The organism is Nocardia sp. NPDC051900 (genome assembly GCF_044452545.1).
Classification (GTDB): Bacteria; Actinomycetota; Actinomycetes; order Mycobacteriales; family Mycobacteriaceae; genus Nocardia; species Nocardia sichangensis.
The window spans coordinates 255,137-269,917 of record NZ_JBITBU010000009.1 but is presented as its reverse complement, the minus strand read 5'-3'; the positions used below and the strand labels follow the sequence as shown (position 1 = coordinate 269,917).

The following is a 14,781-nucleotide window of genomic DNA, read 5'->3' as shown; positions in this document are numbered from 1 at the left end:
GGAGGTCAGCTCACCAGCGAATCGATCCAGCGCGACAGCCGCGCCCCTTCGGCGACCATCAGTCCGGGATCACGAAAAGTGTTGGTGAGCAGGGAAATCCCTTGATAAGCCGCGACATAGGCGATCGCGAGCTCCTTCGCGTCCGCGCGTCCCATCGCGGCGAACTGCCGTTCAGCCCAATCCACCAGCACGCGCATCACCTCGGCGGCCGCGGCATCGAGCCCGTCCCCCCGCTTGTCCAATTCCGAGGACAAAGTGCCGAACGGGCAGCCGTAACGCACGGTCTGCTCACGATCGGCGACCCATCCCGCGATCAGGGCCTTCAGCCGCCCCGAAGGCGTCTCGTGCCGGTCGCTCGCGGCGATCACGGCATCGAGAATGCGCGCGTGCGAGCCGATCGCCGCCTCGATGAGCTGGTCTTTCGACTTGAAGTAGTAGTAGACGTTGCCGACCGGAACGTCCGCGGCACGCGCGATGTCGGCGATCGTCGTCTTCTCCACGCCCTGCTGATAGAACACCCGCACCGCGGCTTCGACCAGCCGCTCCCGCTTGCCCGATCCGGCCTTCGCCTGTGAGTCAGTCACACAACTAACTGTAGACAGCGCGGCGATGACCGGCTACCGTCTTTTTAGTCAGACAACTAACTAAGGAGTCACAATGATCGTGGTCACCGGAGCTACCGGGAATATCGGCGCGCCCCTCGTGCGGGCGCTGGCGGACGCCGGCGAGGAGGTGACAGCCGTCGCGCGGCATGCGGACCTTTCGCTGCCCGACGGAGTCCGCTCGGTTCGGGCCGATCTGGCTGAGCCGGAAAGCCTCTCCCCCGCTCTCGCGGGAGCCGACACCCTGTTTCTTCTGATTACCGGCGAGCAGTTGGTGGCGGGTCCAGAACCAGAGCAGGTGCTGAAAATCGCCGCTTCGGGAGGCGTGCGGCGCGTGGTCTTCGTGTCTTCGCAGGGCGTTGCCACTCGACCGGACGCGGCGGGATACGCCCGGCTCATCGCCTACGAACAGGCGATCAGGGACTCCGGGTTGGCCTGGACCTTCCTTCGGCCCGCCGGATTCTTCTCCAACACCTACGCGTGGGCGGACGCGGTGCGCACGCAGCGCCTGGTCGCAGCACCGTTCGGCGACGTCGGTCTTCCCTCGATCGATCCGGCCGACATCGCCGCGGTCGCAGCGGCGGCATTGCGCGACGACCGGCACGACGGACAGATCTACACCCTGACCGGGCCCGAGCTCGCTACCCCGCGCGCCCAGGCCGAAGCACTCGGCGCGGCAGTCGGCGAGCCGCTCCGATTCGTGGAATTGACTCGGGCACAGGCCCGTGCGGCGATGCTCGACTTCATGCCCGAGCAGGTGGCCGACCACACGCTGACCATCCTCGGCGAGCCGACGCCCGCCGAGCAGCGGATCAGCCCCGACGTGCCGCGTGTGCTCGGGCGCCCGGCCACGAAATACGCCGACTGGGCGGCTCGCAATCGAGCGGCCTTCGCCTGAAGCTCGGCCGAGCGCTGCGCTGTCGCGAGATGATCGCCGGTTTCGACGTTTCACCGGCCGGAAACGCCGAGGCGATCACGCTCACCCGGGTTGGGCAAGAACGAGGGCAGTCCACCCGGGTAGCGAAGCCTCCGGCAACGGGCGGCATAGACAGCCCCGGCGCGCGACGGGCTTGCCCAGTCGGCCATGAAGCGACGCGATCCGATCGCGGGTCCGTTGCGGCCGGTTCGCCGCGATATGCCGAGTGACGAGCGGACGACATCAGGTGCACCGAGCGGTCCCCCCTCCTTCCCTCGGTCCGAGTACGCCGACCTCCTCGCGACACAGCCCGGGTGCCCGGCGGCACTATCGCGGCCCCATGCCGACGAGGCAGCGGTGGACGCACTCCGGTAGCCGTCAGCCGATGTCGACCGGGTCAATTTGCACGCGCAGGGGGGCGTCCGAACGGTGCGTGCTGCGAACCGCCTGAGCCGCGCGCAGGGCACGCGCGAGCGCCGCTCCGGAGCGGCGCTCGACCCGCAGCAGCAGGCGTTCGACTTCGGCGGGCGCATCGCCGGAGGAGAACGGTTTGCGGGCGCCGTCCGGCAGCGGCACTGGTCCGAGGCGGTCGACCGTATCCGGCAGGTCCGCCGCAGAGAGCAGTTCGGCGATCGTGTCGGCGGTGCCGTCGATCGCGGCGAGACGGACGGCAGGCGGGAAGCCGACCTCGGCCCGCGCCGCGACCTCGGCCCGCGCGGCGCCCACCGGATCCCATCGGACCAACGCCTGCACGGTGGGGATGGACGGCTCGGCCACGACGATGACCTGGCCGTGCGCGCGGACCAGCGCCGCGGCGGCCATCCAGCGGCGCAGCGCGTCCTCGGCGGCACGCAGGTCGGCTCGGCCGAGCAGCGCCCAGCCGTCGAGCAACAACGCGACACCGTAACCGCCAGGAACCACCGACTCGGCGCCGACCGTAGCGACGACCACTTGCGGGCCCGGCTCCACGGTGTCGAGCACGGTGCCGCCGCCGGAAGCACGGATCGGTACGCCGGGAAACGCACGGCCGAGCTCCTCCGCCGTGCGCGCCGCTCCGATCACTACGGCGCGCAGTGCGCGCGACCCGCAGGTGGTGCAACGAAACGCGGTCTCGGTGATCCCGCACCAACGGCAAGCGGGACTCTGCGCGGCCGCGCCGGGGTCGGCGGCCGATCCGCGCGGTCCCCGAGCTTCCGGCAGCGCGAGCGGCCCGCCGCAGTGTCGGCATCGAGCAGGAGTACGGCATTTCCCGCAGGCCAGCGCGGGAATGTACCCACGACGCGGCACCTGTACCAGCACCGGCGCGCCTTCCTTCAGCGCGGCGCGGGCAGCCGCGAAGGCGACACCGGGAATTCGGACAGCACGGGCGACCGGATCGCGTTCCAGCGCGATATCGCTGTCGCCGGGGGCGCTGATGCGCGGCGTGGCCTTGCGCAGCACGGCACGATCGGCGACCAGATCGTGCGCCCAACCCAAATCGACCACCGCTTGGATCTCCGCGGTGCGCGCGAAACCCGCCGCGACGAAGGCCGCACCGGTTTCGTGCGCCCGCAACATCGCCACCTCACGCGCGTGCGGATACGGCGCACGCGGTTCGGCGTAGGTGTCGTCACCGTCGTCCCACAACGCGATCAGCCCGAGGTCCAACGCCGGTGCGAACACGGCGCTGCGCGTGCCCACCACCACTCGCGCCGAACCGCGCAGCACCGCGAGCCACCGCCGGTACCGAGCCGCTGGACCGAGACCGGCGGACAACCCGACTGCCGAGTCCCCCACCAGCCCAACGCATTCCGCGAGGACCCGGTCGAGGTCGCGTTGGTCGGGGACCATGAGGATCGCGCTGCGCCCCTGCCGCGCCACCACGGCGGCGAGCTCAGCCAGCCGTCGTGGCCAGTCCTCACCGGGCAGTGCCTGCCAGGCCGCGCGCGCCCCTTTCCGCTGGCCGAGGGCGGCGACGAACGCCGCCCCGTGGACGTACCGTTCCCAAGGCGCGAGATCTATGGCCGGAAACTCCGAATCGACGAAGGCGGTTCGGTCTTCGGCGTCGCCGCTCGCCTCCCCCGGGCCGCCCGAGTCCCCCGCGCCGGTTTGCCCGAGCTTCGGATGCGCACGTGCGGACGGCTCGGCATCGAGCTTCTCGTCGATCTCCGGCGCGGGCACATATCGGCCGGCGCCAGGGCTATCGCGCTTCGAATCCGGTTCCGCCGCAGCACCACTTTTCGGAGCCGCGCTGCTCACATCGGCCGAGTCAGCTTGCAGGTCAGAGGATTCCGGCGATGCAACGGGCAACTCTCCGGCGGACACGGAACTCGCCACGTCCGACCGCACGGGACCAATTGCGGCGGCGGGGTTTTCGTTCGCGGAATCGGCTCGGGCCGCAGCGGACTTCTTCCCGCCACCGGTTTCGGTGCGGGCGTGGCGCGGTGGTATCGCCAGACGCAGGACATCGGCACGCGTCCCCGCATATCGGGCCGCGACCTTGCCGGCCAGCTCCAGGATTTCGGGAGTCAACACGCGTTCGCCGGAGACGACGCGTTCCAGCTTGACCAGCTTTCCGCCGTGGTCACTGTGCCGCGATCGAGCCAGGAGATAGCCGTCGACCAGCCGACCGGCGAAACGGACCCGCACCCGGACCCCCGGCTGGGCGAGTTCGTCCAGCTCGGGAGGCACCAGGTAGTCGAAGTCGCGGTCGAGATGCGCGGGCGAGAGCAGCGGAAGCACCCTGGCGATCGGCAACTCCACGCCCGCGGGACCCGCGGCCGGACGGTCCGCCTCGGTGGCGGAGGTGTCCGCCGCGGGTTCGTTCACTCGGACCTGATCGAGGTCAGAGTCCGACGGCGGCGCGCAACTTGTCGGCGCGGTCGGTGTGCTCCCACGGCAGGTCCACGTCGGTGCGGCCGAAGTGGCCGTACGCGGCGGTCGGCGCGTAGATCGGACGCAGCAGGTCCAGGTCGCGGATGATGGCGCCGGGACGCAGGTCGAAGACCTCGGTGATCGCGGTGCTGATGCGCGCCGGGTCGATCTTCTCGGTGCCGAAGGTCTCGACGAACAAACCGACCGGAGCCGCCTTGCCGATCGCGTAGGCCACCTGGACCTCGACGCGGTCGGCCAGATCGGCCGCGACGACGTTCTTCGCGACCCAGCGCATGGCGTAGGCGGCGGAGCGGTCCACCTTCGACGGGTCCTTGCCCGAGAAAGCGCCGCCGCCGTGGCGGGCCATGCCGCCGTAGGTGTCGACGATGATCTTGCGGCCGGTCAGGCCCGCGTCGCCCATCGGGCCGCCCAGCACGAACTTGCCGGTGGGGTTGACCAGCAGGCGAATATCCGAGATGTCCAGGCTGGGCAGCTCGAGGTCGGCGAGCACCGCGTCGAGGACCTTCTCGCGGATGTCGGGCGCGAGCAGGTTGTCCAGGTCGATGTCGGCGGCGTGCTGGGTGGAGACGACCACCGTGTCCAAGCGGACCGGGCGATCGCCGTCGTACTCGATGGTGACCTGGGTCTTGCCGTCCGGACGCAGGTAGGGCAGCACGCCGGTCTTGCGCACCTCGGTCAAGCGGCGCGACAACCGGTGCGCGAGCGCGATCGGCAGCGGCATCAGCTCGGGGGTGTCCTTGGTGGCGTAACCGAACATCAGGCCCTGATCGCCCGCACCCTGCCGCTCGATCTCGTCGTCGGAGCCGCCGATGCGCGCCTCGTGCGAGGTGTCCACACCCTGCGCGATATCCGGCGACTGCGCGCCGATCGCGATATTCACACCGCAGGAATTTCCGTCGAATCCCTTTGCCGACGAGTCATATCCGATTTCCAGGACCTTTTCCCGGACAATTCGGGGAATATCGGCGTACGCCGACGTGGTGACCTCACCCGCGACGTGGACCTGGCCGGTCGTCACGAGGGTTTCCACCGCGACCCGGCTGCGCGGATCCTCCGCGAGCAACGCGTCGAGAATGGAATCGCTGATGGCATCACAGATTTTGTCCGGATGACCTTCGGTCACGGACTCACTGGTGAAAAGCCGGCTCCCGGACGTGCGCACAGTTCTTCCCTCTCCCTCAACGGGTTACTCGTATCGGCTTGCGACAGTAACGCGATGTCGCGACTGCGCAACCCTTATATCTCAGCCTATTCCAAATCACCGACAGGGCGGACCTCAACGCCGCGGCCATCCCGGACAGCTGAACTCCCGGTGTCGTGCCGGTGCCGAATTGACGACGGCGCCGCGAACGACGGACCGGCTGGCAATCCTGGCAGGGACGCGGCCCGGCTCAGCGCAGCAACACGCTCAGCGCGTCGAGCACACGGCTGGCCAGCAACGCCTTGGAGCCGTGATCGAGCGCCTGCTCGGTGCCGTCCGCGCCCAGCAACCAGCCGTCGTTGGTGTCCACCTCGAACGCCTTGCCCTCGCCGACCGCGTTGACCACGAGCAGGTCGCACCCCTTGCGTGCGAGCTTGGCCCGCGCGTGGGTGAGAACATCGCCGTGCTCGTCACCGGTCTCGGCGGCGAAACCGACGATCGCGGTGCCGGGCAACTGCCCGTCGCGGCGCGCCTGCACCAAGCCGGCGAGGATGTCGTCGGTCTTGGTCAGCGGAATGACGTCGGGCTCGCCTGCGCCCTTCTTGATCTTGGCGGCGGCGACGTTGGTCGGCCGGAAATCGGCGACCGCCGCGGCCATGATCACCGCGTCGGCGCCGACGGCGTGCTTGTCGACGGCGGTCTTCAGCTGTTCGGCGGTGGTGATGTGCACCAGGTCGACGGCGGCGGGCGCCGCCATCTCGATCGTGTTGCCCGCGATCAACGTCACGTGGGCGCCGCGCTGGGCCGCGACCCGCGCGAGCGCGTAGCCCTGCTTGCCGGAGCTGCGGTTGCCCAGGAAACGCACCGGATCCAGCGGCTCCCTGGTGCCGCCCGCCGTGATGACGACCCGGCGGCCCGCCAGATCCCGCGGGATCGCGTCGGCACGCTCCATGAGCAGCGACGCGAGGCCGAAGATCTCCTCGGGCTCGGGCAGTCGTCCGGGGCCGGTGTCGGCGCCGGTGAGCCGGCCCGCCGCGGGCTCCATGACGATCGCACCGCGGGCGCGCAAGGTCGCGACGTTGGCGACGGTCGCCGGATGCTCCCACATCTCGGTGTGCATCGCGGGCGCGAACAAGATCGGACATCGGGCCGTCAGCAGCGTGGCGGTGAGCAAGTCGTCGGCGCGGCCGGACGCGGCACGGGCCATCAGGTCGGCGGTCGCCGGGGCGATGACCACGAGGTCCGCCTCCTGGCCCAGCCGAACATGCGGCACCTCGGGCACGTCGGAGAACACGCCGGTGTGCACCGGGTTCCCGGACAGTGCCTCGAAGGTCGCCTTGCCGATGAACTCCAGCGCCGAGGTGGTGGGGATCACCCGGACGTCATGTCCGGTCTCGGTGAATCGCCGGACCAGAGAACACGCCTTGTAGGCGGCGATGCCTCCGGCTACACCGACGACGATCCTTGTGGTCACTACGCCTCCGGCCTAGTAGTGGTCACGGCGAACCGGGGTTCGCCTCACTCGCCTTCGGAGTGCTCGAGCAGGTCGGAGTGGATCTCGCGCAGGGCGACCGACAGCGGCTTCTCCTGCAGACCCGGCTCGACCAGCGGGCCGACGTACTCGAGGATGCCGTCGCCGAGCTGGTTGTAGTAGTCGTTGATCTGCCTGGCCCGCTTGGCCGCGTAGATGACCAGGGCGTACTTGGACGACGTGCGCTCCAGCAACTCGTCGATCGGCGGGTTGGTGAGGCCGACCGGCGTGTCGTAAGCGGGCGCGGTCTTGATGTCCGTCACTAGGAAGACTCCTGCTGTGGTCGGTCGGATGAACGAGGGGCCCTGCGAGTGCGGCGGCGTGCCGCCTCCGGGCCTGGTCACTCATGCCGGAGTGGATTGCGCATGCGCGAAGGGCCCTACGTGAATACGCAGGCTACCTCCTCCGGGCCTGATCGCTCATGCGCAGGTGGGGGTCACGAACTCGAGTTTGTGCTAACGAACAACGATACCAACTGCTCACAGGCGCTGGTCACCTCGTCGTTGACGATAACCATGTCGAACTCGTCACAGGCCGCCAGCTCGATCCTGGCCGTCTCCAAGCGACGCTCGATCACCTCGGGCGACTCGGTGCCGCGCGAGGTCAGTCGCGCCACCAACTCGTCCCAGCTCGGCGGGGCAAGGAAAACCAGAATCGCGTCGGGGATCGCCCGGCGCACCGATCGCGCGCCCTCGAGATCCACTTCGACCAGTACCGGAAGGCCCTCCGCCAGCGCGGCGCGCACCGGCCCGGCGGGGGTGCCCGAACGCTGCAACCCGCCGTGGATGTCCGCCCACTCGAGCAGTTCATCCGCCTCGATCATCGCGTCGAACTCCGCACGGGAGACGAAGTGGTAGTCGAGGCCGTCGACCTCCCCGGGCCGCGGGGCCCGGGTCGTTGCCGACACGCTGAAGACCAGGTAGGGCAGTCGTTCGCGGACACAGCGGACCACGGTGGACTTGCCCACGGCCGAGGGGCCGACCAGTACGACCAGTCGACCCTTCCGCGTGTGTTCGATCACCCTCGTCGTCAGGCGTCGAAGTCGAACCGGGCCAGCAGCGCCTTACGCTGCCGGTCGCCGAGTCCGCGCAGCCGCCGGGTGGGGGCGATCTCCAGCTCGCTCATGATCTCCGCCGCCTTGACCTTGCCCACCTTCGGCAGGGCCTCCAGCAGCGCCGACACCTTCATCTTGCCGAGGATCTCGTCGGTCTCGGCGTCGGTGAGCACCTGCTTCAGGTTGGTGCCGCCACGCTTCAAGCGCTCCTTGAGCTCCGCCCGAGCGCGGCGAGCGGCAGCCGCCTTCTCCAAAGCAGCGGCGCGCTGCTCGTCAGTCAGCTGGGGAAGGGCCACGGTTCCTCCGTCTCATCGTTCATTGCATTCAACTCCTGCCGGTAACCCGGCAGTCTCAGCGACCGTACCCACGACGTCCGCCGATTGCGAACCCACCCCCCAGGTCAGCGCATGATTCCGGATACGGACCGCACCACGGCGGCCCGGCGCCGGTGCCGCCCGCGCCATCGAGCGCATCGCGATACCGAATCAGCGAAATGTGCCGCCAGCAGGGCGTTTTCGACAAACCGAATGGTTTGCGGAAGGGTTGCGAGACGGCAGCGCATCTCTCCAGCAACCCCTCACGCGCCCTACCAGGAACTTTCTGGAAATTCTCCGCGTGTCGCGAGTTTTTTGCGCGTGTCGGGCGTCACATCCGAGCCGTTTCGGCCGCCATGACCGGCATCCGGTGCCGGATACCGGCCCTGTACGTCGGTCCAGGAGCGTTGTGCCCATCCGTGCACCGATCGGCCCCGAAATCAGCGCAGGAGCGCGCACAGGCCCCGCTAAGGGGCACGTGTGTGCGAACACCTGCACGCTCGAGGGACGGAAACGACGAAGGCCGGCGCGGATGCGCCGGCCTTTCGCGGTCATTTCTGGAGGAACGCGAACGCGTCCTGGAAACCGTGCACTCTGGCACGCAGTGCCGGAACGGTGGGCCCGTCCCTCAGCACCTCCCGCGAGACGTTCGGCACGACGGCCGGGAGCATCGCCTTCGGGACCAGCTCCCTGATGGTTTCCGGGCCGCCGCCTTGGGCGCCAACCCCTGGCATGAGGATCGGGCCGTTGAGCGCGGAGAGATCTGGTGCCTCGCTGAGCGTGGCGCCGACCACAACGCCGACCGAACCGAACTCCCCGCCCGCGTTGCGCGCCGCTGCCTCGTCGACCATGGTCTGCGCGACCGTGCGGCCGTCCGCCGCGACCGACCGCTGCACCTGCGCTCCCTCGGGGTTCGAGGTCGCCGCGAGCACGAAGACGCCGCGGTGGCCTGCCTCGGCGAGCGTCAGCGCCGGTGCCAGCGAACCGAAGCCAAGATACGGCGAGACCGTGACCGCGTCGGACCCGAGCGGGCCGTCGGCCAGCCAGGTCCGCGCGTAGGCGTCCATGGTGGACCCGATATCGCCGCGTTTGGCGTCGGCGAGCACCAAGGTTCCCGAGGCCCGCAGCACCTCGATGGTGCGCTCCAGGACCGCGATGCCGCCGGAGCCGTGGGCTTCGAAGAACGCGACCTGCGGCTTGACCAGTGCGACGAGGCCGTCGAACGCCTCCACGCAGATCTCGGCGAACCGCTCGAGTCCCTCGACGTCTTCGGTCAGTCCCCAGGACCGCAGCAGTTCCGGGTGCGGGTCGATGCCGACGCACACCGGCCCCAGTTGCCGCATCGCGTGCCGCAGGCGGTCGCCGAAGGTCTTCATCGCACCCGTTCCGTCCGGTCGCGGCTCACCCACGCAGCACCGAGTGCAGTTCCTGCAGCGACCGCACGCCGATGCCACCGTTGATGCTGGCCTCGATGCCCTGCACCGCGGCCGCCGCACCCTGCACGGTGGTGATGCACGGGATGTTCACCCCGACCGCCGCGCTGCGGATCTCGTAGCCGTCCACGCGAGGGCCGGAGTTGCCATAAGGCGTGTTGAACACCATGTCGACCTCGCCGTCGCGAATCTGCTCCACGATCGTCGGCTCGTCGTCCGGCCCCACTTCGGAGTGCTTGCGCACCTGCTCGCACGGAATCCCGTTGCGGCGCAGCATCTCCGCCGTGCCCTCGGTGGCGAGGATGCGGAAGCCGAGGTCGTGCAGGCGCTTCACCGGGAAGACCATCGCGCGCTTGTCCCGGTTGGCGATCGAGACGAACACGGTGCCCTCGGTGGGCAGCGAGCCGTAGGCGGCGGTCTGACTCTTGGCGAAGGCGGTGCCGAAATCGGCGTCGATGCCCATCACCTCGCCGGTCGACTTCATCTCCGGCGAGAGCAGCGAATCCACGCCGCTGCCGTCGGCGCGCCGGAAGCGGTGGAACGGCAGCACGGCCTCCTTGACCGCGACCGGAGCGTCCAGCGCGACGTGCCCGCCGTCGCCCTCGCTCGGCAGCATGCCCTCCTTACGGAGTTCGGCGATGGTGGCGCCCAGCATGATCCGCGCGGCGGCCTTGGCCAGCGGCACCGCGGTGGCCTTCGACACGAACGGAACCGTCCGGCTCGCGCGCGGATTGGCCTCCAGAACGTAGAGCACGTCGTCCTTGAGCGCGTACTGCACGTTGAGCAGGCCGCGGACGCCGATGCCCTTGGCGAGCGCGACGGTCGAGCGGCGCACCGACTCGATATCGCTGCGGCCCAAGGTGATCGGGGGCAGCGCGCAGGCGGAGTCACCGGAGTGGATGCCCGCCTCCTCGATGTGCTCCATCACGCCGCCGAGGTAGACCTCCTCGCCGTCGCACAGCGCGTCGACGTCGATCTCGATCGCGTCCTCCAGGAACCGGTCGACCAGCACCGGGTGCTCCGGGCTCAGCTCGGTGGCCCGGGAGATGTAGCCCTCCAAGGAGTTCTCGTCGTAGACGATCTCCATACCGCGGCCGCCGAGCACGTAGGAGGGGCGCACCAGCACCGGGTAGCCGATGTCGTTGGCGATCTTGCGCGCCTGCGCGAAGGTGGTCGCGGTGCCGTACTTCGGCGCGGGCAGACCGGCCGCGACCAGCACGTCACCGAATTCGCCTCGGTCCTCGGCCAGGTCGATCGCGGACGCGCTGGTACCGACCACCGGCACGCCCGCCGCGGTGAGCCGCTGCGCGAGGCCGAGCGGGGTCTGCCCGCCCAGCTGCACGATGACACCGGCGACGGTGCCGGACTCGCACTCGGAGTGGTAGACCTCGAGCACGTCTTCGAAAGTCAGCGGCTCGAAGTAGAGGCGATCGGCGGTGTCATAGTCGGTGGAGACGGTCTCGGGGTTGCAGTTGACCATCACCGTCTCGTATCCGGCCTTCGACAGCGTCTGCGCCGCGTGCACACACGAGTAGTCGAACTCGATGCCCTGGCCGATGCGGTTCGGCCCGGACCCGAGAATGATCACCTTCTCGCGTTCGGGCTGCGGCGCCACCTCGGACTCGGCCGCGGGATCGAGCTCGTAGGCCGAGTAGTGGTACGGGGTCTTGGCCTCGAACTCGGCGGCGCAGGTGTCGACCGTCTTGAAGACCGGGCGGACCCCGAGCCGGTGACGCAGGGCGCGCACACCGCTCTCCCCTGCCAGTTCGGGTCGCAGCGCGGCCAGCTGACGATCGGACAGGCCGTAGTGCTTGGCTCGCCGCAACAGCGGTTCGTCCAGCACGGGCGCGTCGAGGATCTCCCGGCGCAACTCGACCAGACCGGCCACCTCCGCGACGAACCACGGGTCGATGCCGGAGGCGGCGGCGACGTCCTCGATGCTCGCGCCCAGCCGCAGCGCCCGCTCCACCTGGTAGATGCGCCCTTCGGTGGGCGTGCGCAGGTCTTCGAGGATCGCTTCGACGTCGGTCCACGCGCCGTCGTCCTGGGTCCAGAAGCCCGCGGCTTTGGTCTCCAGCGAACGCAGCACCTTGCCGAGCGCCTCGGAGAAGTTGCGGCCGAGGGACATGGCCTCGCCCACGGACTTCATGGTGGTGGTCAGCGTGCCGTCGGCGCCGGGGAACTTCTCGAACGCGAACCGCGGGGCCTTGACGACCACGTAGTCGAGGGTCGGCTCGAAGCAGGCCGGGGTTTCCTTGGTGATGTCGTTGACGATCTCGTCGAGCGTGTATCCGATGGCCAGTTTGGCGGCGATCTTCGCGATCGGGAAGCCGGTCGCCTTCGACGCCAGCGCGGACGAACGCGACACGCGCGGATTCATCTCGATGACGATCAGGCGGCCGTCGCGCGGGTCCACCGCGAACTGGATGTTGCAGCCGCCGGTGTCGACGCCGACCTCGCGCAGGATGGCGATGCCGAGATCACGCAACTTCTGGTACTCGCGGTCGGTGAGCGTCATCGCCGGGGCGACGGTCATCGAGTCGCCGGTGTGCACGCCCATCGGGTCGACGTTCTCGATCGAGCAGACCACCACGACGTTGTCGCGACCGTCCCGCATCAGCTCGAGCTCGTATTCCTTCCAGCCGAGGATGGACTCCTCGATCAGGACGTTCGCGGTGGGCGAGGCGGCCAGGCCGCCGCCGGCGATGCGATCGAGGTCTTCCTCGTTGTAGGCCATGCCGGAACCGAGGCCGCCCATGGTGAAGGACGGGCGCACCACCACGGGGTAGCCGAGTTCGGCGACCGTATCGCGGACCTCGTCCATGGTGAAGCAGACCCGAGAGCGGGCGCTCTCGCCGCCCACCTTGGCCACGATGTCCTTGAACTTCTGCCGATCCTCACCGCGCTGGATGGCGTCGAAGTCGGCGCCGATGAGTTCCACGCCGTACTTCGCCAGCACTCCGCGCTCGTGCAGCGCGACCGCGGTGTTCAGCGCGGTCTGGCCACCGAGGGTGGCCAGGATGGCGTCCGGACGCTCCTTCTCGATCACCTTCTCCACGAACTCCGGCGTGATCGGCTCCACGTAGGTGGAGTCGGCGAACTCCGGATCGGTCATGATCGTCGCCGGGTTCGAGTTGACCAGCGACACCCGCAGGCCCTCGGCCCGCAGCACCCGGCACGCCTGCGTGCCGGAGTAGTCGAATTCGCACGCCTGGCCGATGACGATCGGGCCAGAACCGATCACCAGGATGTGCTCGAGATCCTTGCGGCGAGGCATCAGGCTCCTTCCATGAGACCGGCGAAACGGTCGAACAGGTACGCGGCGTCGTGGGGTCCGGCGGCGGCTTCCGGGTGGTACTGCACGGAGAAGGCGCGGCCGTCGACCAGCCGGACGCCCTCGACCGTGCCGTCGTTGGCGCAGACGTGACTCACCTCGGCCGTGCCGAAGGGGGTGTCGAACCGCTCGCCCTGCTCGCCTTCCAGCGCGAACCCGTGGTTCTGCGCGGTGATCGAGATCCGGCCGGTCTCGTGCTCCACCACCGGGATGTTGATGCCGCGGTGGCCGAACTTCATCTTGTAGGTGCCCCGGCCGAGCGCGCGGCCGAGGATCTGGTTGCCGAAGCAGATACCGAACAGCGGCAGGCCCTCGCCCAGCACGCCACGGGTCAACTCGACCGCCGCGTCGGCGGTGGCCGGGTCGCCTGGACCGTTGGACAGGAAGACCCCGTCGGGCTTCAATTCGAGGATCTGGTCCAGCGTGGTGTTCGAGGACACCACGTGCACCCGCATGCCGCGCTGCGCGAACATGCGCGGGGTGTTGGTCTTGATCCCGAGATCGACCGCGACGACCGTGCGGCGATGGTCGCCCTCCGGCTCGATCGTGTAGAGCGCGTCGGTGGTCACCTCGCCGGCGAGGTCGGCGCCCAGCATGGACGGCTGACCGTTCACTCGGTCCACCAGTTCGTCCGCGGCGGCGAGCGCGTCGCCGGAGAAGATGCCCGCCTTCATCGAACCGCGCGTGCGCAGATGACGTACCAGCGCGCGGGTGTCGATGCCCGCGATGCCGACGATCCGCTGACGTTCCAGCTCGTCCGGCAGCGTCCTGGTGGCGCGCCAGTTGGAGGCGCGCCGCGCCGGGTCGCGCACCGCGTACCCGGCGACCCAGATCTTCGTGGACTCGTCGTCCTCGTCGTTCCAGCCGGTGTTGCCGATCTGCGGCGCGGCGGCCACCACGATCTGGCGGTGGTAGGACGGGTCGGTGAGGGTCTCCTGGTACCCGGTCATCGCGGTGCAGAACACCGCCTCACCGAGCGTCTGGCCCACGGCGCCGTAGGCCTGGCCGCGGAACACCCGGCCGTCCTCCAGCACGAGTGCTGCTTCTCCTGTCATCCCTCGTCATCTCCCGTCATCGTCCCGCTCTGATCCGCCGCGGGAAGCCTGCGCCAAGCCGGGTAGACCGACTTGTCGTCGCCGCGGAAACCCGTATCGATCTCGGTTCCCGTCGGCAGCTTCCAGCGAATGACCAGCACACCATCTTCCGTCATCACTTTGCCCGCGTGCCCGCGTTCGGTGCGCACCGCGGTGATGGATTCGTCCGGAATCCAGATCAGCGTCGCGCCGTCGCGTTCGAGCAGAATCCCCTTTTCGAACCGCGTGAGTTCCGCGGTGGCCCGGAAACCCAGATCGCCGACGGTGATCCGGTCCTGCCAGCTCGGCGCGATGGTGCTGCCCAAGTACAGGCCGGTGGTCGGCTCCAATACCTGCGCACCCAGTTCCGCCGGCACGGTGGGCAGCGTGCCGATGCGCTCGGCTTGGCGCGCCGCGCGGTTGCGCCAGCCCCGGTACATCAGCCACAGGCAGGCCGCGAACAGGATCAGCAGCCCGACCACCCAGAGTGTTCTCTCCACTACGAACCT

Annotated in this window: 12 protein-coding genes; 1 reads left to right on the top strand and 11 read right to left on the bottom strand. The window is 69.1% G+C overall.

Annotation, left to right across the window (positions count from 1 at the left end):
• Positions 1-5: 5 nt before the first annotated feature.
• Positions 6-584, bottom strand: coding sequence for a TetR/AcrR family transcriptional regulator (locus ACIA5H_RS17915; protein ID WP_397076819.1), 579 nt, complete (start codon positions 582-584; stop codon positions 6-8).
• Positions 585-657: 73 nt separating this feature from the next.
• Here ACIA5H_RS17915 and ACIA5H_RS17910 point away from each other — a divergent pair, with 73 nt between their 5' ends.
• Positions 658-1,500, top strand: a complete 843-nt coding sequence (locus ACIA5H_RS17910; RefSeq protein WP_397076818.1) for an SDR family oxidoreductase — start codon at positions 658-660, stop codon at positions 1,498-1,500.
• Between the two features lie 396 nt (positions 1,501-1,896).
• On the opposite strand, the gene ACIA5H_RS17905 is transcribed toward ACIA5H_RS17910, so the two are convergent.
• From ACIA5H_RS17905 to ACIA5H_RS17860, 10 genes are all read right to left on the bottom strand, one after another.
• Positions 1,897-4,239: a primosomal protein N' gene (locus tag ACIA5H_RS17905; RefSeq protein ID WP_397076883.1), complete on the bottom strand. Its 2,343-nt coding sequence runs from the start codon at positions 4,237-4,239 to the stop codon at positions 1,897-1,899.
• 103 nt (positions 4,240-4,342) lie between these two features.
• The gene (metK, locus tag ACIA5H_RS17900; protein ID WP_379250955.1) at positions 4,343-5,554 is read right to left on the bottom strand and encodes a methionine adenosyltransferase; all 1,212 of its coding nucleotides are present in this window, start codon (positions 5,552-5,554) and stop codon (positions 4,343-4,345) included.
• A 229-nt stretch (positions 5,555-5,783) separates the two neighbouring features.
• A complete protein-coding gene (gene coaBC, locus ACIA5H_RS17895) occupies positions 5,784-7,007 on the bottom strand; it encodes a bifunctional phosphopantothenoylcysteine decarboxylase/phosphopantothenate--cysteine ligase CoaBC (RefSeq protein ID WP_397076817.1) in 1,224 nt (407 codons plus the stop codon).
• A 44-nt stretch (positions 7,008-7,051) separates the two neighbouring features.
• Complete coding sequence (gene rpoZ, locus ACIA5H_RS17890) at positions 7,052-7,327, bottom strand: DNA-directed RNA polymerase subunit omega (RefSeq protein ID WP_397076816.1); 276 nt, start codon at positions 7,325-7,327, stop codon at positions 7,052-7,054.
• Positions 7,328-7,500: 173 nt separating this feature from the next.
• A complete protein-coding gene (gene gmk, locus ACIA5H_RS17885) occupies positions 7,501-8,085 on the bottom strand; it encodes a guanylate kinase (protein WP_379250957.1) in 585 nt (194 codons plus the stop codon).
• An 8-nt stretch (positions 8,086-8,093) separates the two neighbouring features.
• On the bottom strand, positions 8,094-8,414 hold the full coding sequence (gene mihF, locus ACIA5H_RS17880) for an integration host factor, actinobacterial type (protein WP_028476708.1): 321 nt from the start codon (positions 8,412-8,414) through the stop codon (positions 8,094-8,096).
• Positions 8,415-8,983: 569 nt separating this feature from the next.
• Positions 8,984-9,808: an orotidine-5'-phosphate decarboxylase gene (pyrF, locus tag ACIA5H_RS17875; protein WP_379250959.1), complete on the bottom strand. Its 825-nt coding sequence runs from the start codon at positions 9,806-9,808 to the stop codon at positions 8,984-8,986.
• A gap of 25 nt (positions 9,809-9,833) precedes the next feature.
• The gene (gene carB / locus ACIA5H_RS17870) at positions 9,834-13,142 is read right to left on the bottom strand and encodes a carbamoyl-phosphate synthase large subunit (protein ID WP_397076815.1); all 3,309 of its coding nucleotides are present in this window, start codon (positions 13,140-13,142) and stop codon (positions 9,834-9,836) included.
• On the bottom strand, positions 13,142-14,254 hold the full coding sequence (gene carA / locus ACIA5H_RS17865; protein ID WP_397076814.1) for a glutamine-hydrolyzing carbamoyl-phosphate synthase small subunit: 1,113 nt from the start codon (positions 14,252-14,254) through the stop codon (positions 13,142-13,144). The genes carB and carA overlap by 1 nt, the downstream gene beginning before the upstream one ends.
• The gene (locus ACIA5H_RS17860) at positions 14,251-14,772 is read right to left on the bottom strand and encodes a transporter (protein ID WP_397076813.1); all 522 of its coding nucleotides are present in this window, start codon (positions 14,770-14,772) and stop codon (positions 14,251-14,253) included. The genes carA and ACIA5H_RS17860 overlap by 4 nt, the downstream gene beginning before the upstream one ends.
• Between the last annotated feature and the right edge of the window lie 9 nt (positions 14,773-14,781).

Coding starts and splice junctions, on each gene's coding strand:
- ACIA5H_RS17910 (WP_397076818.1), top strand. CDS start 658: ATGATCGTGGTCACCGGAGCTACCGGGAATATCGGCGCGCCCCTCGTG.
- pyrF (WP_379250959.1), bottom strand. CDS start 9,808: ATGAAGACCTTCGGCGACCGCCTGCGGCACGCGATGCGGCAACTGGGG.
- carB (WP_397076815.1), bottom strand. CDS start 13,142: ATGCCTCGCCGCAAGGATCTCGAGCACATCCTGGTGATCGGTTCTGGC.
- carA (WP_397076814.1), bottom strand. CDS start 14,254: ATGACAGGAGAAGCAGCACTCGTGCTGGAGGACGGCCGGGTGTTCCGC.